This window comes from Ensifer sp. ENS11 (assembly GCF_014851895.1).
GTDB lineage: Bacteria > Pseudomonadota > Alphaproteobacteria > Rhizobiales > Rhizobiaceae > Ensifer > Ensifer canadensis.
Window position 1 is genome coordinate 124,063 of the sequence record NZ_JACVAN010000014.1, and the last position, 16,628, is coordinate 140,690.

Annotated in this window: 20 protein-coding genes; 6 read left to right on the forward strand and 14 right to left on the reverse strand. The window is 61.5% G+C overall.

Going from position 1 to position 16,628, the window contains the following annotated elements; translation table 11 throughout:
• Positions 1–34: 34 nt before the first annotated feature.
• The 8 genes from IB264_RS23550 to lgt all read right to left on the reverse strand — a co-directional run bounded on the left by IB264_RS23550 (position 35) and on the right by lgt (position 7,372).
• Positions 35–388: an EF-hand domain-containing protein gene (locus tag IB264_RS23550; protein WP_025427927.1), complete on the reverse strand. Its 354-nt coding sequence runs from the start codon at positions 386–388 to the stop codon at positions 35–37.
• Between the two features lie 17 nt (positions 389–405).
• A complete protein-coding gene (locus IB264_RS23555; RefSeq protein WP_025427926.1) occupies positions 406–645 on the reverse strand; it encodes a membrane protein in 240 nt (79 codons plus the stop codon).
• A gap of 516 nt (positions 646–1,161) precedes the next feature.
• Entirely contained in the window at positions 1,162–2,094 is a 933-nt protein-coding gene (locus IB264_RS23560; RefSeq protein ID WP_025427925.1) for a ribose-phosphate pyrophosphokinase, read from the reverse strand.
• A 208-nt stretch (positions 2,095–2,302) separates the two neighbouring features.
• On the reverse strand, positions 2,303–3,118 hold the full coding sequence (locus IB264_RS23565; protein WP_025427924.1) for a hypothetical protein: 816 nt from the start codon (positions 3,116–3,118) through the stop codon (positions 2,303–2,305).
• 89 nt (positions 3,119–3,207) lie between these two features.
• Entirely contained in the window at positions 3,208–4,359 is a 1,152-nt protein-coding gene (locus IB264_RS23570; protein ID WP_025427923.1) for a Xaa-Pro peptidase family protein, read from the reverse strand.
• A gap of 1 nt (position 4,360) precedes the next feature.
• On the reverse strand, positions 4,361–5,155 hold the full coding sequence (pgeF, locus tag IB264_RS23575; protein WP_025427922.1) for a peptidoglycan editing factor PgeF: 795 nt from the start codon (positions 5,153–5,155) through the stop codon (positions 4,361–4,363).
• 255 nt (positions 5,156–5,410) lie between these two features.
• Positions 5,411–6,514 (reverse strand): class I SAM-dependent methyltransferase, encoded by a 1,104-nt coding sequence (locus IB264_RS23580; protein ID WP_025427921.1) that lies wholly within the window; start codon positions 6,512–6,514, stop codon positions 5,411–5,413.
• Positions 6,515–6,526: 12 nt separating this feature from the next.
• Positions 6,527–7,372: a prolipoprotein diacylglyceryl transferase gene (lgt, locus tag IB264_RS23585; RefSeq protein WP_025427920.1), complete on the reverse strand. Its 846-nt coding sequence runs from the start codon at positions 7,370–7,372 to the stop codon at positions 6,527–6,529.
• Positions 7,373–7,563: 191 nt separating this feature from the next.
• Between lgt and IB264_RS23590 the strand changes: the two genes are divergently transcribed.
• The 5 genes from IB264_RS23590 to IB264_RS23610 all read left to right on the forward strand — a co-directional run bounded on the left by IB264_RS23590 (position 7,564) and on the right by IB264_RS23610 (position 10,517).
• The gene (locus IB264_RS23590; protein ID WP_025427919.1) at positions 7,564–7,824 is read left to right on the forward strand and encodes an accessory factor UbiK family protein; all 261 of its coding nucleotides are present in this window, start codon (positions 7,564–7,566) and stop codon (positions 7,822–7,824) included.
• A gap of 447 nt (positions 7,825–8,271) precedes the next feature.
• Positions 8,272–8,772, forward strand: coding sequence for a YbjN domain-containing protein (locus IB264_RS23595; protein ID WP_025427918.1), 501 nt, complete (start codon positions 8,272–8,274; stop codon positions 8,770–8,772).
• Position 8,773: 1 nt separating this feature from the next.
• Complete coding sequence (gene proC / locus IB264_RS23600) at positions 8,774–9,592, forward strand: pyrroline-5-carboxylate reductase (protein WP_025427917.1); 819 nt, start codon at positions 8,774–8,776, stop codon at positions 9,590–9,592.
• Between the two features lie 15 nt (positions 9,593–9,607).
• Entirely contained in the window at positions 9,608–9,949 is a 342-nt protein-coding gene (locus IB264_RS23605) for a tRNA-binding protein (RefSeq protein ID WP_025427916.1), read from the forward strand.
• Positions 9,950–9,953: 4 nt separating this feature from the next.
• Positions 9,954–10,517 carry a protein-tyrosine phosphatase family protein gene (locus IB264_RS23610; protein ID WP_025427915.1) on the forward strand — a complete coding sequence of 188 codons (564 nt, stop codon included), beginning with the start codon at positions 9,954–9,956 and terminating at the stop codon, positions 10,515–10,517.
• Positions 10,518–10,675: 158 nt separating this feature from the next.
• Here the strand turns inward: IB264_RS23610 and IB264_RS23615 are convergent, their stop codons facing one another.
• From IB264_RS23615 to IB264_RS23630, 4 genes are all read right to left on the reverse strand, one after another.
• A complete protein-coding gene (locus tag IB264_RS23615; RefSeq protein WP_198956839.1) occupies positions 10,676–11,179 on the reverse strand; it encodes a tetratricopeptide repeat protein in 504 nt (167 codons plus the stop codon).
• A gap of 43 nt (positions 11,180–11,222) precedes the next feature.
• Positions 11,223–12,605: an ATP-binding protein gene (locus IB264_RS23620; protein ID WP_025427913.1), complete on the reverse strand. Its 1,383-nt coding sequence runs from the start codon at positions 12,603–12,605 to the stop codon at positions 11,223–11,225.
• A 132-nt stretch (positions 12,606–12,737) separates the two neighbouring features.
• Positions 12,738–13,439, reverse strand: a complete 702-nt coding sequence (locus IB264_RS23625; RefSeq protein WP_025427912.1) for a response regulator — start codon at positions 13,437–13,439, stop codon at positions 12,738–12,740.
• Positions 13,440–13,484: 45 nt separating this feature from the next.
• Positions 13,485–13,967, reverse strand: a complete 483-nt coding sequence (locus IB264_RS23630) for a MarR family winged helix-turn-helix transcriptional regulator (protein WP_025427911.1) — start codon at positions 13,965–13,967, stop codon at positions 13,485–13,487.
• A 271-nt stretch (positions 13,968–14,238) separates the two neighbouring features.
• On the opposite strand from IB264_RS23630, the gene IB264_RS23635 reads away from it, so the two are divergent.
• Positions 14,239–15,129, forward strand: coding sequence for a branched-chain amino acid aminotransferase (locus tag IB264_RS23635; protein ID WP_025427910.1), 891 nt, complete (start codon positions 14,239–14,241; stop codon positions 15,127–15,129).
• 75 nt (positions 15,130–15,204) lie between these two features.
• On the opposite strand, the gene IB264_RS23640 is transcribed toward IB264_RS23635, so the two are convergent.
• Both IB264_RS23640 and IB264_RS23645 read right to left on the reverse strand, forming a co-directional pair.
• Positions 15,205–15,471 carry a hypothetical protein gene (locus IB264_RS23640; RefSeq protein ID WP_025427909.1) on the reverse strand — a complete coding sequence of 89 codons (267 nt, stop codon included), beginning with the start codon at positions 15,469–15,471 and terminating at the stop codon, positions 15,205–15,207.
• Between the two features lie 338 nt (positions 15,472–15,809).
• On the reverse strand, positions 15,810–16,433 hold the full coding sequence (locus IB264_RS23645) for a DUF1236 domain-containing protein (protein WP_025427908.1): 624 nt from the start codon (positions 16,431–16,433) through the stop codon (positions 15,810–15,812).
• Positions 16,434–16,628: the final 195 nt, after the last annotated feature.

Below are 16,628 nucleotides of genomic sequence, written 5' to 3' on the forward strand. Positions count from 1 at the left end.
TTCGCGACCGTTTTTCGTCCGATCCGCGCGCGTTCTACTGCAGACTGCCGTCGCCGCCGCGGTCGGCCGCCTTGAAATCGGCCATCACGCTGTTCAGGAACTCGCTTTGGGTGATCTTGCCGTCGCGGTTCACGTTGATGGCGGCAAACTGTTGGGCGTTAAGGACAGGCGCTACCTCGTCGGCGCTTAGAGTGCCGTCCTTGTTCTTGTCCAGATTTGCGAAAGCCGTTGTCATGAAGGCCTGATATTCGGACCGGCTGATCACGCCGTCGCCGTCGCGGTCGAGCCGATCCATTTGCCCCTGATACATCGCCGCAGGCTTATCCTGTGCGGCGACCGGAGCGAACTGGCAAAGCACGGATGCCATAAGGAGAGTCACTTTTCGCATCTCGTAGCCTTTCGCAATCAGCGGCAAGTCAAGGCATTACCAACCGCACCGCCAAGGGTGGCGCCGCCGCCGACAGCCCAGAGCTGACCGGTGCCTGCGCCGATGGCCGAGCCGGCGAACCCGCCAAGGATTGCGCCGCTGACGGTCCCGGCAAGGCAGCCGAAATCGCCGGTGCTCGTCCGAGAGTACGTAGCAGATTGGCAACCAGACAAGGCGAGGCCGCCTGCAAGAATGAGGGTTAGCGTACAGTTACTCATCTTTTCCTCCAAAATTATCCGGGGTGATCGGGATAGATCGGGGAGCCGCCATTTGCGTGGCGCTGCATGGAAGTAACGTTCCGATTATGTTCTTCTAAGAATCAAAAAGGCTTCTGTTCGATCAGAAGCACGTCATTGATGAACAATGCTGTCTGCAGAGAAAGGTGTCAGCAACAGCGGGCAGATGTTACCCCTTGGGATGGAAGATGACAACTCTCGGGGGCCGTTGCTACAGCGCCGCGCCTCCAACTAGACGCGCAAAGATTGCTGTAGCGCTTTGATTTACTGCATAATTCTTTCGCTAGACCGTTTTCGATTTAACGAAAGAATTATGCGCTAAGGCATGTCGCACAAGAGTGCACAGCCGTCTTGCGACAACGACATGCGTGAAATCGAGCCTTGGAAGCGCGTTGCATAGGGCTGCCTAAACGCAACGCGCTTTTCAGGAACGACAGAAAATGGGCGCCAAATCCCGCTTGACGAAGACGGATGCTTTTGCGGGCGGCCGAGCCTCTCTCAGTCGAAGAGGCTCGAAACCGATTCTTCCTGGCTGGTGCGGTTGATCGCCTCGCCGAGCAGAGTTGCCGTGGTGATGACGCGGATGTTGTGCGCCGACTGAACCGCCGTCGTCGGCTGGATCGAGTCGGTGATGACAAGTTCCTTAAGCATCGACGAGGTGACGCGGGCAACCGCGCCGCCGGAAAGCACGCCGTGGGTGATATAGGCGGTAACGCTCGTTGCGCCGTTCTTCAACAGCGCTTCGGCCGCGTTGCAGAGCGTGCCGCCGGAATCGACGATGTCGTCGATCAGCAGGCAGTCCTTGCCCTTCACGTCACCGATGACGTTCATCACTTCGGATTCACCCGGGCGGTCGCGGCGCTTGTCGACGATGGCAAGCAGACAGTCGAGACGCTTGGCGAGCGCACGGGCGCGTACCACGCCGCCGACGTCGGGCGAAACGACCATGACGTTCTTCAGGTCGTAGTTTTCCTTGACGTCGCGGGCGAGGATCGGGATCGCATAGAGGTTGTCGGTCGGAATGTCGAAGAAGCCCTGGATCTGGCCGGCGTGAAGATCGAGGGTCAGCACGCGATCGGCGCCGGCCTCGGTGATCAGGTTGGAAACCAGCTTGGCCGAGATCGGCGTGCGCGGACCGGGCTTACGGTCCTGGCGGGCGTAGCCGAAATAGGGCAGCACCGCGGTGATGCGGCGGGCCGAGGAGCGGCGCACCGCGTCGATCATGATGAGCAGTTCCATCAGGTGATCGTTGGTGGGGAACGAGGTCGACTGGATGATGAAGACATCCTCGCCGCGCACGTTTTCGCCGATCTCGACGAAAATCTCCTGATCGGCAAACCGCCTTACGGTCGCTTTTCCAAGAGGCAGGTTGAGATAGTTGCAGATCGCTTCGGCCAGCAGCCGGTTCGAATTGCCTGCGAAAACCTTCATTGACGGACCGCCTTGAGCTGGCGCGGCTACCGTCCGGGTTCATTTCCGGGAGCGGCATTTTCCGCGCAGATTCCGAGAGCCATTCCAATCGCGGACATTCATTGCGGATGGCCGCCGTTCAGAGCTGATCGGCCGCTTTTTAGCGACACTGAACTTGAATGCAAGGGGAATGCTGCGCCGCGAAGCGCATTATCCTAAAAACTTTGTATCAACCGGGTCTGGATTGCCGCCATTCGAGGTAGGCGCTGATGGTTTTGGTGGCGATTGCCTGCATGGTTTCGGCCGGAATGCCCTCCCAGAGATCGGCACCGACAGTGGCAACTGAGTCCTGCCCCTGAATGCGGTGCAGCCGATTGCCGCTGCCGTCGAGCACATCCCAGACGTAGACGATCGTGGTCTTGCCATTGTCCTTCAGGGCCGAGAAGTAGCCCTTGAGGATATGTTCGCTGCTGGCATCGGCCGAACCCTTGATCGTCAGGCCATGGCTGCGCGCCTCGGCGCCGAGCTGTTTCGACAGCGGCGTGACGGCGGCGACAGGCGCGCCGATGATCGGCAGGAAGCGGATCGTCCCGCTCGTCGCCGTGCTTGCGGAAGGCACGGAGGCAACGGCCGGCTGCTGCTGCTGAACCTCTTCGGCAACAGGTTCGGATGTTTCCACAGGCGCCGGCTCGGCGAGCATCGTCGTGTTCTGCACCGGTTCCACACCGGAAGCCAGGCGACTTGCCTGCGCCTCAAGCGAGCCGGCGGGATCGGTGTAGGTGCTGTCGCCGGTCGCATATTCCGTCGGCATGCTGGCAGGTGCCGGCTGGGAGGCGAAGGCCCGGGTCCGCTGCACCGGCGAGCTTTGCACCGGAACGACGGCGGTCTGCGTCGACATCGATTCGAGGTCGGACTGCGTCACCGGCGGCGAGCGGAACGTTCCGCCGCCGACATCGACCTGCGGTATCAGCGCGTCCGTGCTGTTACAACTTGCCAGGGCCGCTACAAGGCCAAGGCTTGCGATGGGCGTGATAAGCTTTCGCATCGTTCAAACCGTCCGTCTTTCCTTCGCGGCAGTTCTGTGAAGTCATCTCCTGTTGTCTGCCATTTCAGCGCGAGTGTAGGCGGATTTCCCTAAGCAGAAATGAAGTCCAGCCCATAACGGGAAAGAGCACGCGGCGTATCGGTGGTTGTGATGTAGGTCTGGCCGAGCGTCATGGCCGTGCCGCTGTCGGAATCCATGATGATCATGTGCACGAACAGCGACATGTCAGGCTCGATCTCCTGCGGGTTGCCGACATGGAACATCTGGTGCTCCATCCAGGACGGCGAGAAGCGCGCGCCCAGCGAATAACCGCAGGTGTTCAAGCGGTGCCGGGCCAGGCCGCGCTCGTCCATGATCTTGGCGTGCACGTCGAAGACCGTGCCGAAGGTGTTGCCGGGGCGCAGCACCATCTCGATCGCCTGGATGGTCTCACGGCAGGCGCTGTAAAGCTCGCGGTGGCGGTTGGTCGGTTCGCCGATCACGACGGTGCGCATCATGGCGGCGTGATAATGGGCGCTGACGCCCGCCCATTCCAGCGTCAGCTGATCCTGGCTGTCGAGCAACCGGCGGCCGGCCTTGTAGCGGCAGAGCAGCGCGTCGGCGCCCGACCCGATGATGAACTCGTTGGCGGGGTAGTCGCCGCCGCCGGCAAGGATCGCTCCCTGCATCGCGGCAAGGATGTCAGCTTCGTTGCCGCCGGGGCCGATCAGCGGCAGCGCGGCGTCGAGCGCGTCATCGGCAAGGCTTGCGGCCTTTTCCACATGGGCGATTTCGGCCGGGCTCTTGATCAGGCGCAGCCGGCTGACGAGCAGCGAGGCATCGACGAGCTCGCCGAAGGTCGAAAGCTGGTTGTCGACAAGGCGTGCGGTGCGGCCGGTCATGCCATGGGTGTCGTATTCGACGCCGATGCGGCTGCCGAGCAGGTCCATTTCGCTCAAGAGGTTCTTCAGGTCCATCGTCGGGTCGGCGTTGACACGGTCGACCCAGATCTCGATGCGCTCGATATTGGAGGTGTGACGGGCCTGGCGCAGGTCGGCCGAGCGCGTCAAAAGCACCATTGAACCGTCCTTCTTGACCACCAGCGTCTGGAAGAAGCAGTAGCCGAAGGTGTCGTAGCCGGTCAGCCAGTACATGCTTTCCTGGGCAAAGAGCAGAACCGCGTCGAGCTTGTCTTCGCGCATCTTCGCGGTCAGCCGCTCAAGGCGGGCGGCATATTCCTCCTGGGCAAATTGAAGCGCCATGTCAGGTCTCCCGTATGCAAATTGCGGATATCTGCCGGCCGTAGTCCGGCTCCTGCCGATGCGTGGTGCGGCGGTAGGAGAAGAAGCGATCCTCGTCTGCATAGGTGCAGATGTCGAGGTTTTCGGCGGTAACGCCGGCTGCGGTAAGGCGTGCGATGGTCAGGCCCGGCAGATCGAACATGGCGTGGCCGTCGCGTTCGGATGGGTTGAAGAATTGCGCATAGCTGCCATCGGTCGCCAGGAACCGATCGACGAACTCGGCGCCGACTTCGTAGTTGCGCCGGCTGATCGAAGGTCCGAGACAGGCGACGATGCGTTCGCGGCTGGCGCCGAGCGTCAGCATCGCCTCGATCGTGCTTTCGAGCACGCCGCCGAGCGCGCCCTTCCAACCGGCATGGGTCGCGCCGATAACACCGGCGTCGGCATCGGCAAACAGAATAGGTCCGCAATCGGCCGACAGAACGCCAAGCACGATGCCGGGCGTCGCCGTCACCAGGGCGTCGGCCGTAGGTCGGCTGCCGTCGTAGCTTGCGTCCACGACGATGGCGTCGGGGGAATGGACCTGATGGACGGTGGCAAGCTGTTCCGGAGCGGCGCCGAACCAGCGGCTGACACGAGCGCGGTTCTCACCGACCCGCTCCTTGTCGTCATTCGAGCCGAGACCAACATTCAGTCCGCGATAGATGCCTTCGGAAACGCCGCCTTGGCGGGTGAAATAACCATGTGCGATCGCCGGACCGGCCTTGTCGCTAAAGAGCGAGCTTTGCACGGGGGAAAGCGCGGCATCATGCTGCATCGGTGTTTTCGCCCTTTGCTTTGACGTGAGTTTCAATGGGGTTGGGGGCACGTGTGGCCCGGTGGCTGGCGGCTGATTTGCCAGCGCGATGTTGACCCGCGATGGCGGGGCTGTCAATTGCCGAACGACAGGGGTGCCGTTCGGCGCGGGCTTAGGGCCGATGGCGCAAGGCGCCAATCCCAAGGCTCAAGGGGCGCAGGAACACCCCAGGCCCTCTATATGATTTTCACCCTTGGCCGGCCACGCCCGAAGCAATCATGCCTTGGGTTTGCGAAACGGCGGAAGCGCGATTGGCGGGCTGCTGACGGCGAGCACCTTGAAAAGTTCGCCCATCTTGCCTTCGCCGGATCCGGCAAGCCTTTCGACGTCCTGGCGGATGCCTTCCTGGATCATTGCATCCTTCTCGCGGCCCAGCGCCGCGGCGCGCTCCAGAAGACCAAGGCCGATCAGGAAATCGCCCTGGTGAGCAAGCCCATTGATCTGCACGCCGTCGTTCTGCGCGCGCCGCGCCAGTTGCTCGAAGTCGACATGGCTGGTCAGGTCGGCGCGTCCAGGGTTGGCAAGTGGCGGATCGTACTGATGGTCGAGCAGCGCTTGCAGCGTGTCGCCGTAGTTCGTCGCCAGGTGCCCGTAGTCGATGATGACGGCGGTGCCGCCGCCGATCTTCAGCCGTTCGCAAAGGGCGGCCATGACTGCGTCGCGGGCAGGCGCGATCTCGAAGATCGTGCCTTCGGCAACTGCTTGTGCGGGCGTCGGCAACAGTGTCGGGTCGATGCCGGCAATCCCCGCGGCAAATGTCAGCTCGTCCTCAGCGTCGAGGCCGACCATGCGTTCGCGAAACCCTTGCGGCGTTCGCACGAACTGGCGGATCGGGATGGCATCGAAAAGCTCGTTGGCCGCCAGGAGCACAAAACCCTCCGGCAGCGTTTCGAAACTGGTGTGCCATTCCACCTTCTCGCCATGGGCGGCCAGTGTTTCCGCCTGGATCTTGCGCAGGCGATCACTCGTTTCGACGAGATGGACGCTGGCGGTGGCATAGAGTTCGGGGGACAGGCGCCTGACGACCCGTAGGACGTCGGACATCATCGTGCCGCGGCCGGGGCCGATCTCGACGATCACGGGCTGCTCCGGCGCGCCATGCTGCTGCCAGGCATGAACCAGGAAGATGCCGATCATCTCGCCGAAGAGCTGGCTGATTTCAGGCGCCGTGGTGAAGTCGCCCGCTTTGCCGAAGGGTTCGCGAACGCGATAGTATCCGTGCTCCGGATCCGCGAGGCAGAGCGAGAAATAGTCGGTGACGCTGATCGGTCCGTTGGTCCTGATCAGCGTCTTTATCTTGTCCGCGAGTGGTGTCGTCATGCGCCCGTCCAATTATGCAGCAGCGACGGCGGCCCGGCACGCCCGGGCGATGGCCCAGATGCCGGCAAGCGCCATCGGCAGCGAAAGCAGCATGCCCATGGTCAACCAACCGCCGGCGAGATAGCCGATCTGCGCGTCCGGTTCGCGGAAGAATTCGACGAAAATGCGGCTTGCGGCATAACCGAGCACAAAGATGCCGGTGACAAGACCCGGCGATTTCAGCGCATGGCGGCGATAAATGAACCAGGCGATGACGGTGAGCAGCACGAGACCCTCGAGTGCCGCCTCATAGAGTTGGCTCGGGTGGCGGGCAAAGGGGCCGCCGGTCGGAAACACCATTGCCCAGGGCATGGACGACAGCCGGCCCCAGAGTTCGCCATTGATGAAGTTGGCGATGCGGCCGAAGAACAGGCCGATTGGCACCACGGTCGCGACGATATCGAACATGCTCCAGATGGCGATGCCGTTCCTGCGCGCAAAGACGATCATGGCGATGGTCGTGCCGAGGAAGCCGCCGTGGAACGACATGCCGCCATTCCAGATCTCGAGCGCGCGGATCGGGTTTTCGAGAACGGAGCCCAGATCATAGAAGAGGATGTAGCCGATGCGGCCGCCAAGCACGATGCCGCCGGCGGCCCAGAGCAGGAAGTCGTCGAGCTGCGCCAGGGTTGCCGCGGGTTCGCCATTGCGCCAGAGCGACGTGTTCTGCACGAGGCGGCGCGCGTAGTACCAGCCGATGAGGATACCGGCGACATAGGCCAGTCCGTACCAGTGGACAGCGAGCGGACCGATCTGGAAGATCACGGGATCGATTTGAGGGAAGGGGAGAATGGCGAGGCGGGTCGCGATGGTTTCCAAAATGTCTTCTCGTTCCGGACCGGTTGTTTTGCCGGAACATGGCGATCGAATCCGGCGGGGTCAAGGCCGCTTGCGGCCGACGGCCAGCCACAGTTTGGTGATTTTTCTTGCATCCGTTCGCGTCTGACCCTACCTGAAAACCAGGACCGCATCGCAGTGCGAGGCGGCGGCTGAATATGGAGATCAGAACGATGAGCACAGGCGCCAACCGCATCATGGATGATTTTGCCAAGTTGATGACCGATGCCGCAGGGGCGGCCCAGGGTGTGCGTCGCGAGGTCGAGACCGCGTTTCGCGCCCAGGCCGAGCGCGCGATGAATTCGCTCGATGTCGTCAAGCGCGAGGAGTTCGAAGCCGTGAAGGAAATGGCGATCAAGGCGCGCGACGAAAACGATGCGCTTCTGGCGCGTATCGAGGCTCTGGAAGCGCGTCTCGCCGAAAGTGGCAAGTAACGCGATTCTTGCGAAATAACGGCTTTTCAACGTTTCTACTTCGCCCGCGGATCGATTCTGCGGGCGTTTTGCTGTCGTTATTCCTTGGCGGTGTGAAACGCCGCACAGGGAGGTTAATAAAACCTGAAAAGTTTTCCACCTGTGGACACTGGCAAAAAACCCTTATGCCAGAGTCGCTTAACCACCCGCGCTGAATCGAAATGGCAACACGCAAGTGGTTGTACCCGGCTATTTTTCGGCCGGGGGGCTGGCAGCCTGACTCCGCCATTATACACTGATTTTAAATGATGATTCGAAACGGACCACGCAAGCTCCAGGCAGGGTAAGTCAGCCAGGATGGATGTGAGTTCAGCAATCATAGTGTGTTCTTATTCAGTGCCAGGTTTGCAGAGTTGCGTCTTGTAAACGTGATAACGCGCGCCTGTGTCGCGCCTACTAGGGTGATGCATGAGCCTTTTGGAAATGGAAATCGAGCGTCAGTCCAACCCGGTCGATATGATCGAGTTTGTGGCCGCCACCAATGACTGGTCATTCGAACGGTCGGGCGAGGACGAGATCGCCATGACCGTGGAGGGCAAGTGGGCGGACTACCACGTTTCCTTCTCGTGGATGGAAGAGTTCGAGGCGCTGCATCTTGCCTGTGCCTTCGACATCAAGGTTCCCGACAGCCGCGTCAACGAAGTCATCCGTCTTCTGTCGCACATCAACGGTCAGGTGCTCATGGGGCATTTCGATCTGTGGCGGCAGGAAGAGGTGGTGATCTTCCGGCAGTCGCTGCTGCTCGCCGGCGGCGCCGAGCCCACCAATCAGCAGGTCGAAGTTCTGCTTTCGAGCGCGCTTGATGCCTGCGAGTCCTATTTCCAGGCGTTCCAGTTCGTCGTCTGGTCGGGCATGGATGCGCAGCGCGCCGTTGATGCGGTGCTGTTCGAAACGGTCGGGGAGGCTTGAGATGGCAGCCGTCGCTTCCGGTCCCATCGTTCTCATCGGCGCCGGCAACATGGGCGGCGCCATGCTCAGCGGTTGGCTGAAGAGCGGCGTCAAGGGCGCCGACATTCTCGTCATCGATCCCGGCCCGCCGCCGGCGATGGCAAAGCTGATCGCCGACAATGGCGTCAGTCACGCGACCTCGGCTCCCGCTGGCGTCGAGGCTGCGGTGATTTTCATCGCCGTCAAGCCGCAGGTGATGGAGGCGGTGCTGCCGCCGCTGAAGACACTCGTCGGTGCAAGCACGGTGATAGTTTCAGTCGCTGCCGGCAAGACGCTTGCCTTCATCGAAAGCCATCTGGGTGCTACCGCCACCGTGCGCGCCATGCCCAACACGCCGGCGATGATCGGGCGCGGTGTTACCGGCGCCTTTGCCAATGCCCGCGTCAGCGACGCGCAGCGCGGCCAGGTACATGATCTCCTGAAGGTCAGCGGCCCGGTCGAATGGGTCGAGACTGAAGCCGATATCGATGCCGTCACCGCCGTTTCCGGAAGCGGTCCGGCCTATGTCTTCTACCTCGTCGAGTGCATGGCGGAGGCCGGGCGCAAGGCCGGTCTCAAGGCGGACCTCGCCATGCGGCTCGCGCGGGAAACCGTCGCGGGGGCTGGTGAACTCCTTTATCAGTCCCCCGACGACGCTTCGCGGCTGCGCCAGAACGTAACCTCGCCGGGTGGCACGACCGCCGCAGCACTCGCGGTGCTGATGGCCGATGACGGGATGCAGCCACTTTTCGACAAGGCCATTGCCGCTGCCCGCCAGCGCGCCGAGGAACTGGCCGGTTAATTCAAGAGCATTGTCATGTCGGAAACGATTACTTTCGCAGATTTCGAACGCGTCGATATTCGTGTCGGCACCATCATCGAAGCCGAGGTTTTCCCCGAGGCGCGCAAGCCGGCCTACAAGCTGCAGATCGATTTCGGCCCTGAAATCGGCATAAAAAAGTCATCGGCGCAGATCACGGTGCACTACCAGCCTGAGGATCTCATCGGCCGGCAGATCATGGCAGTGGTCAATTTTCCGCCACGCCAGATCGGTCCTGTCCGTTCCGAGGTTCTTACGCTGGGCTTTGAAGACGAGGCTGGCGCAATCGTGCTGGCCGCCATCGACAAGGCGATTCCCAACGGCCGCAAACTGATGTGATCCGATGACAATCCATGTTGATCTGATACCCGAGCGCGTCAAGGTCTCCTGCCTTTGGCGCGCGGCTGATGCTGCGCGCGACTGGCGCGCCAGCCATGTTCTCTCGCTGCTCGATCCGGAATTGCCCGATACCGACGTGCCTGTTATCGCCGAGGCGAGCCACCGCGTCGTGCGCATGCGCGATCAGGAAAACGCCGGTGCGACGCAGCATTTCCCGGATCTGGTCCTTGAAGTGTTCGAAGCGATGCGGCCGGCTGCCGACGACAGGTCGAGCCGCATTCTGGTGCATTGCCATGCCGGCGTCAGCCGTTCGACCGCTTTTGCCTATGGTTTGATCGCCCACCAGCTCGGCGCCGGCCGCGAGGACGAGGCTTTTCGGGCGCTTTTGATGATCACCAGAAAGCCCTGGCCGAACCGCCGGATCATCGAGATCCTCGATGCGTCGCTTGGTCGTGAGGGCCGGTTGCTTGCACCGCTCGACGCCATGCGCGCGCGCCATCCGCGTCGCATCGATGCCTGGCACCGCTTCAACGAGCGGCGCGGCCTGATTTCCATATATTCGCGCTAGAGCATTCCAGGAAAAGTGCGAAGCGGTTTTCCGTCAAGAAATGCGTAAAAACAAAGAGATAGAGCGTTTGTGCGGTTCCGTCTAAATCGGAAACGCTCAAGAATAAACCGGCCGAAGGTGGGCAGCGCTTTCGGGGAAAACGACTTGCTTGGGGATGCTCACGCGTCCGACAGCAACGCGTCGGCGTAGCGCTTGAGCGAGCGATTGTAGCGGGGCAGATGGCGCGCCAGACGGCCGAGCGCCAGGCCCGCCGCCTCCTGCGCTCGTCCGGCATCGACGAGCGAGAGCGCCAGAAAGCCTAAGACCGCATCGTCGAGTTCGTCGGATGGCATTGTCCGTTCGGCCTCCAGCAAGGCAATGCTCTCTTCGATCTGCCCGAGATTGCGCAGCGTGCTTGCAAGCTGGATGGTGGCGCGGCGGCGGCGAATGCCGGAGAGGCCACCGGCAAGCGCCTGCCGATACAGAGGTGCTGCATTTGCTTCGTTGCCGAGGGAATCCTGGGCTGATGCACGCTCGAAGAGGCCGATCGGATCGCCGTCCGGAAGTTCGGCGGCCAGCACATCGAGCCGTGCGATAAACGCGTCCGCGTCCATATGGCCGAAATCCGCCCAGTGCAGCGCCAGCCGCTGTTCCCAATCGTCCCAGTCTAGCGTGTCGGACAAGTCCGGAGCCTCCATATTTGCAGCGCTGACCAGATCGCCCCGCTCACGCCGGCAAACGCACGGTTGCCCGCAGGCCGCCAAGCGGGCTGTCGCCAAGCGTGACGTTGCCGCCGTGGCTGCGGGCGATGTCGCGGGCGATCGCGAGGCCGAGGCCGGTTCCCGAACTGTCGAGATTGCGCGCCTCGTCGAGGCGGAAGAACGGCTTGAACACGTCCTCGCGCGAGCGCTCGGGAATGCCGGGCCCGTCGTCGTCGACCGTGATCGTCACCCATTTGGCGCTGTGGCGTGCCTCGATATTGACCCGGTTGGCGTAGCGATAGGCGTTGGATGCCAGGTTGGCGATAAGGCGGGTGAAGGCGTTCGGGCGAACACGGACCTGGTCCTCCCCCTCGACGGAGGTCGTCAGCGTCTTGCCGTGCAGTTCTGCTTCGGCGGCAAGACGCGTCATCAGGTCGCTGAGCTTCAATTGCCCGACGTCTTCCTCAGCCTCCCCACGGGCAAAGGCGAGGTAACCTTCGAGCATGTTCTGCATGTCGTCGACATCCTGATTGAGGCTTTCGAGGTCGGGGTTGTTGCCGGCGAGCGCCAGCTGCAGCCGGAAGCGGGTCAGGATGGTTCGAAGGTCATGACTGACGCCGGTGAGCATGGCCGTGCGCTGCTCGATCTGGCGCTCGATGCGCTCGCGCATCTGGATGAAGGCAAGGCCGGCGCGGCGAATTTCATCAGCGCCACGCGGTGCGAAGTCGTCGATCTTCTGGCCCTTGCCGAAACTTTCCGCTGCCTTGGTCAGCGCCAGGATCGGCCGGATCTGCCCGCGCAGGAACAGGATGGCGATCGACAGCAACACCAGCGAGGCGGCAACCATCCAGACGATGAAGATATGGGTGTTGGAGGCGTAGGCCCGGTTGCGGCGGGCATAGACCCGGAGCATGCGGCCGTCGTCGAGCTTGATGCGGATTTCGACAAGGTTGGAATTGCCGACCGTGTCGATCCAGAAGGGGCGGCGGACCTGGTCGGAGATCTCCTCGCTCAAGATTTGATCGAGGATCTCGAAGAAGGGCTTGGGCCGCGGCGGCGGCAGTTCGCCGCCCGGTTCGACGGAAATGCTGAGATTGAGCTGGTCGCGGGCGATGCGGACGATTTCCGAAATGTCGCGATCGGCGGGGAAAGTGGCGATCAGATCGACGATTGCCGCGATATCTCCGGTCACGGCTGCCGAGAGGCGCTGTGTCACCAGTTGCCAGTGCCGCTCCATGAAGATGAAGGCGACCACCGATTGCAGCAGCACCATCGGGATGATGACGATGAGCAGCGAGCGGGCATAGAGGCCCATCGGCAACCGCCGGCGCAGCCAGCGGGTGACGCGCTTCCACGGATTGTCGCTCGGGTTTGCCGCCTCGCGCCGCATACTGTCAAAGCTTGCCATCGGTTTCCGCTGCCCTCATCGGGGTCGCCACTCTAAAGCGCGTCGCGATCTCCGGGATTCGCTTCTTGCGCTTTAATTTCTTGTTTCTGCGCATGTCGCGCAAAACCGCTGCGCACTTTTGCGCGACATGCTTTAGTCCACGCTCAATCTATAGCCGATGCCGCGGACCGTCTGTAGCCAAACGGGATTGGAGGGATCGTCCTCGATCTTGCGCCTCAGGCGATTGATCTGGACATCGATGGTGCGCTCGCCGACCTCGGCATCGTCGCCGATCAGTTCGTGGCGCGGGATCGTCTCGCCGGCGCGTTGGGAGAACAGCGTCATGATTTCCTGCTCGCGGTCGGTAAGGCGGATGTGATCGGCGCCGCGTCGAAGCTCCTTGCGTACCACGGAGAAGGTGTAGGGACCGAAGATCACCTGATCGATCTTGGGCGCCTGGGCCGGCTGGTTGCGCCGCAGGATATTGCTGATGCGCAGCACCAGTTCGCGCGGCTCGAACGGCTTGGAGAGATAATCGTCGGCGCCGGCTTCGAGGCCCTCGATGCGAGAATTCGATTCCGCCAGCGCCGTCAGCATCAGGATCGGCACGGTCTTGATCTGGCGCAGGCTCTGCGTCAGGGAAATGCCGCTTTCGCCGGGCATCATCACGTCGACGATCAACAGGTCGAAATCGAGACCGACCAGCTTGCGTCGCGCTTCATCGGCGTCGGCGGCGGTCGTGACGCGAAAACCCTGTTCGACCAGATAGCGGTTGAGCAGATCGCGGATACGCCTGTCATCGTCGACGATCAGTAGATGGGCTGCATCGTCGGAGACTGTCGCTTTTGTTGTCATGCCTAGCTTTCCCCCGTCGCCCGCCGATAGCGGGCTTTCGACATTTCAGTCCCCGGCGCCGTTCTTCATGCAGGCAAGGAAGCGCTTGACGGTTTCGCGCGCGCCGGGACCCGTCTTTGCCAATGCATCGGCTATGCGGCGGGACTGTGGCTCGGCAAGCGCACGGGCAAGCGCCTGGCCTTCCTCGGTGGTATAGAGCATGCGCTGGCGCCGGTCCTCTGGCCCCGTGACCTGCCGGATATAGCCGGAATCGATCAGCTGCTTGAGCACGCGGGCCAGGCTCTGCTTGGTGATCTTCAGCGTATCGAGCAGGTCTGCCACGGTCATGCCCGGCTCGCGGTCGACAAAGTGCACGACGCGGTGATGGGCGCGGCCGAAGCCGCTCTTTTCCAGGATCGCATCCGGATCGGAGGTGAAGTCGCGATAGGCGAAGAAAAGCAGCTCGATGATTTCGAAGTCGATCGTATCATCGTCGTGCGCGACCGTGTCGCCCACATATCGGGTGTTTTCTTTGGATTGGCCGGCCACGCGGTCATTTCCTTTCAGCCAAGTTGCAACTTACGAAACAATCGGAAAAATATGTCAGCTTTATTGACATATTTTTACCGCGTTGGTAGCGTCCATGCTCGGTAAGCGAGACATTTGGCGGCGGTAATACCTCAGGAGGATATGCCGCGCCGCACTGATCGCAAATCCAAAATCTCGAAATTGAATTTTCCCACAATCAGTTTGCCGATAAACTGAAAGCGGGAAGATAATCAACAGCAAGAATGGCGCACAAGCGCCAGAGGACGACATCATGGCAGCGGTTCCTTTTGATCAGTTGGACGGCGAAATCTGGTTCAACGGCGAGTTCGTCGCGTGGAAGGACGCCAAGATCCACGTGCTGACCCACGGCCTGCACTATGCAAGTGCCGTATTCGAGGGTGAGCGCGCCTATGGCGGCCGCATTTTCAAGCTGACCGAACACAACCAGCGCCTTCACAACTCCGCCGAAATCCTCGGCTTCAAGATTCCCTATTCCGTCGAAGAACTGGACGCGGCGAGCGTCGAACTTCTGAAACGTCAGGGCTTCTCCGAAGCCTATGTCCGGCCGATCGCCTGGCGCGGCAGCGAGATGATGGGCGTTTCGGCCCAGAGCAACCGCATCAACGTGGCGATCGCCATCTGGCAGTGGGGCAGCTATTTCAACCCGGCCGAAAAGCTGAAGGGCATTCGTCTCGATATCGCCGAATGGCGCCGCCCGGATCCGAAGACGGCGCCGTCGAAATCGAAAGCTGCCGGCCTCTACATGATCTGTACGATCTCCAAGCATGCGGCGGAAGCCAAGGGCTATGCCGACGCGATGATGCTCGACTACCGCGGCCAGGTGGCTGAAGCGACCGGCGCCAACATCTTCTTCGTTAGGGATGGCGTCATCCATACGCCGGTGCCGGATTGCTTCCTCGACGGCATCACCCGCCGCACGGTGATCGAGCTGGCGAAGCGCCGCGGCTACCAAGTGGTCGAACGGGCGATCATGCCGGAAGAACTGTCCGGTTTCAGCGAGTGCTTCCTGACCGGCTCTGCCGCCGAGGTCACGCCTGTTTCCGAGATCGGCCCCCATCGCTTCACGCCGGCAACCATCTGCGAAACGCTGATGAACGACTACATGAAGGAAGTCTATCCGGTTGCAGCGGCAGCCGAGTAACCGGATTATCCCTGAATGCAGAAAAGGCGGCCCAGGGCCGCCTTTTGTCTTGCTACGGATATCGTTCGGAAGGCGTCAGGCTTGTTTTCCGAGGAATTGCCCGACGATGCCGCTCAACACACCGCCGCCGACGAGGCCGCCGAGTGCCTGCATCGCAAGACCAGTTGCGGCCGCTTCGCCACCGAGCATCTGGATCAGGAACCCCCCGCCGAGGCCGCCGATAGCGCCGACGATCGTGCGTGCGACGACACTGAATGCCCCTTGCTTCAACACTGCGCTGGCCGCGTTGCCGCCGGCCGCCCCCGCGATCAATTGGGTAATGATTGGCATTAATGCTTCCATTGATCCCTCCGTATCCAGGCCCGTCGAAGACGAGCCGCCAAATGCCGATGATCCGGCAAGGACAGGTTGAGGCCGAATTTAGACTCTTGTCAATTTGGGGAAGTCACGGCTGCCTTCTGTGAAGGCGTTACTCGCTAAAATGTTGCTGTTTCATGCCGGAAACCGCGCTTTTCGAGCTTCGAAAGCCGAAAAATGACAGAATTACTGCAGTGTTCGAGGATCGTTTCAGCCGCCCGTGGCTAAAAAAGACTGGTGATTCGCTGCAGTGCAAACGAAAACTCCAGCGGCCAAGCCGCTGGAGTTGGTTGTGTATTCGCCCACGTGGAGGCGTGTTTCGTTTAGCGATAGACGTAGACGATGCGGCGTGTTGTCGGCTCGACCAGAACCGGCTGGCCGTTGATGCTGACATAGTCGTAGCTATAGTCCGGCACGCGGCGCACTTCGACTGTCTGCGGCAGCTCGGCGCCGACCACGACTTCGCCGTCGAGATAGACGGTTTCGCCCGGGTTGGTGGTGATATAGGTGCGCACCGTATCCGGCGGCGCGATCGGATCGACCTCTTCGACAGGGCCGAGCAACTCGTCACCGGGTGCAGGCATTGGCGGATCGCCGGCCTGCGCCTCATAGGTCACGACGGGAACCGCCAGGTCGGCGCGTCGATCCTGAACGACGACAGCAGCGCCGCCGAGATCGGTGGTCAGATATTGGGCATAGACCCAGCCACGAAGGCCGTTGACGTCGACACGGCACCACTTGCTGCCTTCGATGCAGCCATCAAGGACTGCGGTGCTGCCGCGTGTTGCCAGGCCAACGGTGGGATATTGCGGGCCCGGGCCAGCGCGGACATTGAGGTCAGTGACGGTTGTGGCGGTCATGGCTGCGAAGGCTGCCGAGGTGCCAGCTACGAGTACGAAACCCGCAGCCGCGGCAGTTCGCAACAGGGTGCTGGTAAGGTTCTTCATCATCATGCTCCTTCGTTATCCCTGATGAGCAAACGCAGCGATGGTGGGGATGTTCCCGCGGTAACGTCACGAAATGTGAAGATGCGACATACTAACCCTGTCGCAGTTCAACCCGGCGTTACGCCGAGGGAACCGTTTCGCGATCAAAGTATTTTTCCTGTCGATGTCGGGCAGGCGCCCGAGGGAACGATCAGC

Coding starts and splice junctions, on each gene's coding strand:
- IB264_RS23550 (WP_025427927.1), bottom strand. CDS start 388: ATGCGAAAAGTGACTCTCCTTATGGCATCCGTGCTTTGCCAGTTCGCT.
- IB264_RS23555 (WP_025427926.1), bottom strand. CDS start 645: ATGAGTAACTGTACGCTAACCCTCATTCTTGCAGGCGGCCTCGCCTTG.
- IB264_RS23560 (WP_025427925.1), bottom strand. CDS start 2,094: ATGAAGGTTTTCGCAGGCAATTCGAACCGGCTGCTGGCCGAAGCGATC.
- IB264_RS23565 (WP_025427924.1), bottom strand. CDS start 3,118: ATGCGAAAGCTTATCACGCCCATCGCAAGCCTTGGCCTTGTAGCGGCC.
- IB264_RS23570 (WP_025427923.1), bottom strand. CDS start 4,359: ATGGCGCTTCAATTTGCCCAGGAGGAATATGCCGCCCGCCTTGAGCGG.
- pgeF (WP_025427922.1), bottom strand. CDS start 5,155: ATGCAGCATGATGCCGCGCTTTCCCCCGTGCAAAGCTCGCTCTTTAGC.
- IB264_RS23580 (WP_025427921.1), bottom strand. CDS start 6,514: ATGACGACACCACTCGCGGACAAGATAAAGACGCTGATCAGGACCAAC.
- IB264_RS23590 (WP_025427919.1), top strand. CDS start 7,564: ATGAGCACAGGCGCCAACCGCATCATGGATGATTTTGCCAAGTTGATG.
- IB264_RS23595 (WP_025427918.1), top strand. CDS start 8,272: ATGAGCCTTTTGGAAATGGAAATCGAGCGTCAGTCCAACCCGGTCGAT.
- proC (WP_025427917.1), top strand. CDS start 8,774: ATGGCAGCCGTCGCTTCCGGTCCCATCGTTCTCATCGGCGCCGGCAAC.
- IB264_RS23605 (WP_025427916.1), top strand. CDS start 9,608: ATGTCGGAAACGATTACTTTCGCAGATTTCGAACGCGTCGATATTCGT.
- IB264_RS23610 (WP_025427915.1), top strand. CDS start 9,954: ATGACAATCCATGTTGATCTGATACCCGAGCGCGTCAAGGTCTCCTGC.
- IB264_RS23620 (WP_025427913.1), bottom strand. CDS start 12,605: ATGGCAAGCTTTGACAGTATGCGGCGCGAGGCGGCAAACCCGAGCGAC.
- IB264_RS23625 (WP_025427912.1), bottom strand. CDS start 13,439: ATGACAACAAAAGCGACAGTCTCCGACGATGCAGCCCATCTACTGATC.
- IB264_RS23635 (WP_025427910.1), top strand. CDS start 14,239: ATGGCAGCGGTTCCTTTTGATCAGTTGGACGGCGAAATCTGGTTCAAC.
- IB264_RS23640 (WP_025427909.1), bottom strand. CDS start 15,471: ATGGAAGCATTAATGCCAATCATTACCCAATTGATCGCGGGGGCGGCC.
- IB264_RS23645 (WP_025427908.1), bottom strand. CDS start 16,433: ATGAAGAACCTTACCAGCACCCTGTTGCGAACTGCCGCGGCTGCGGGT.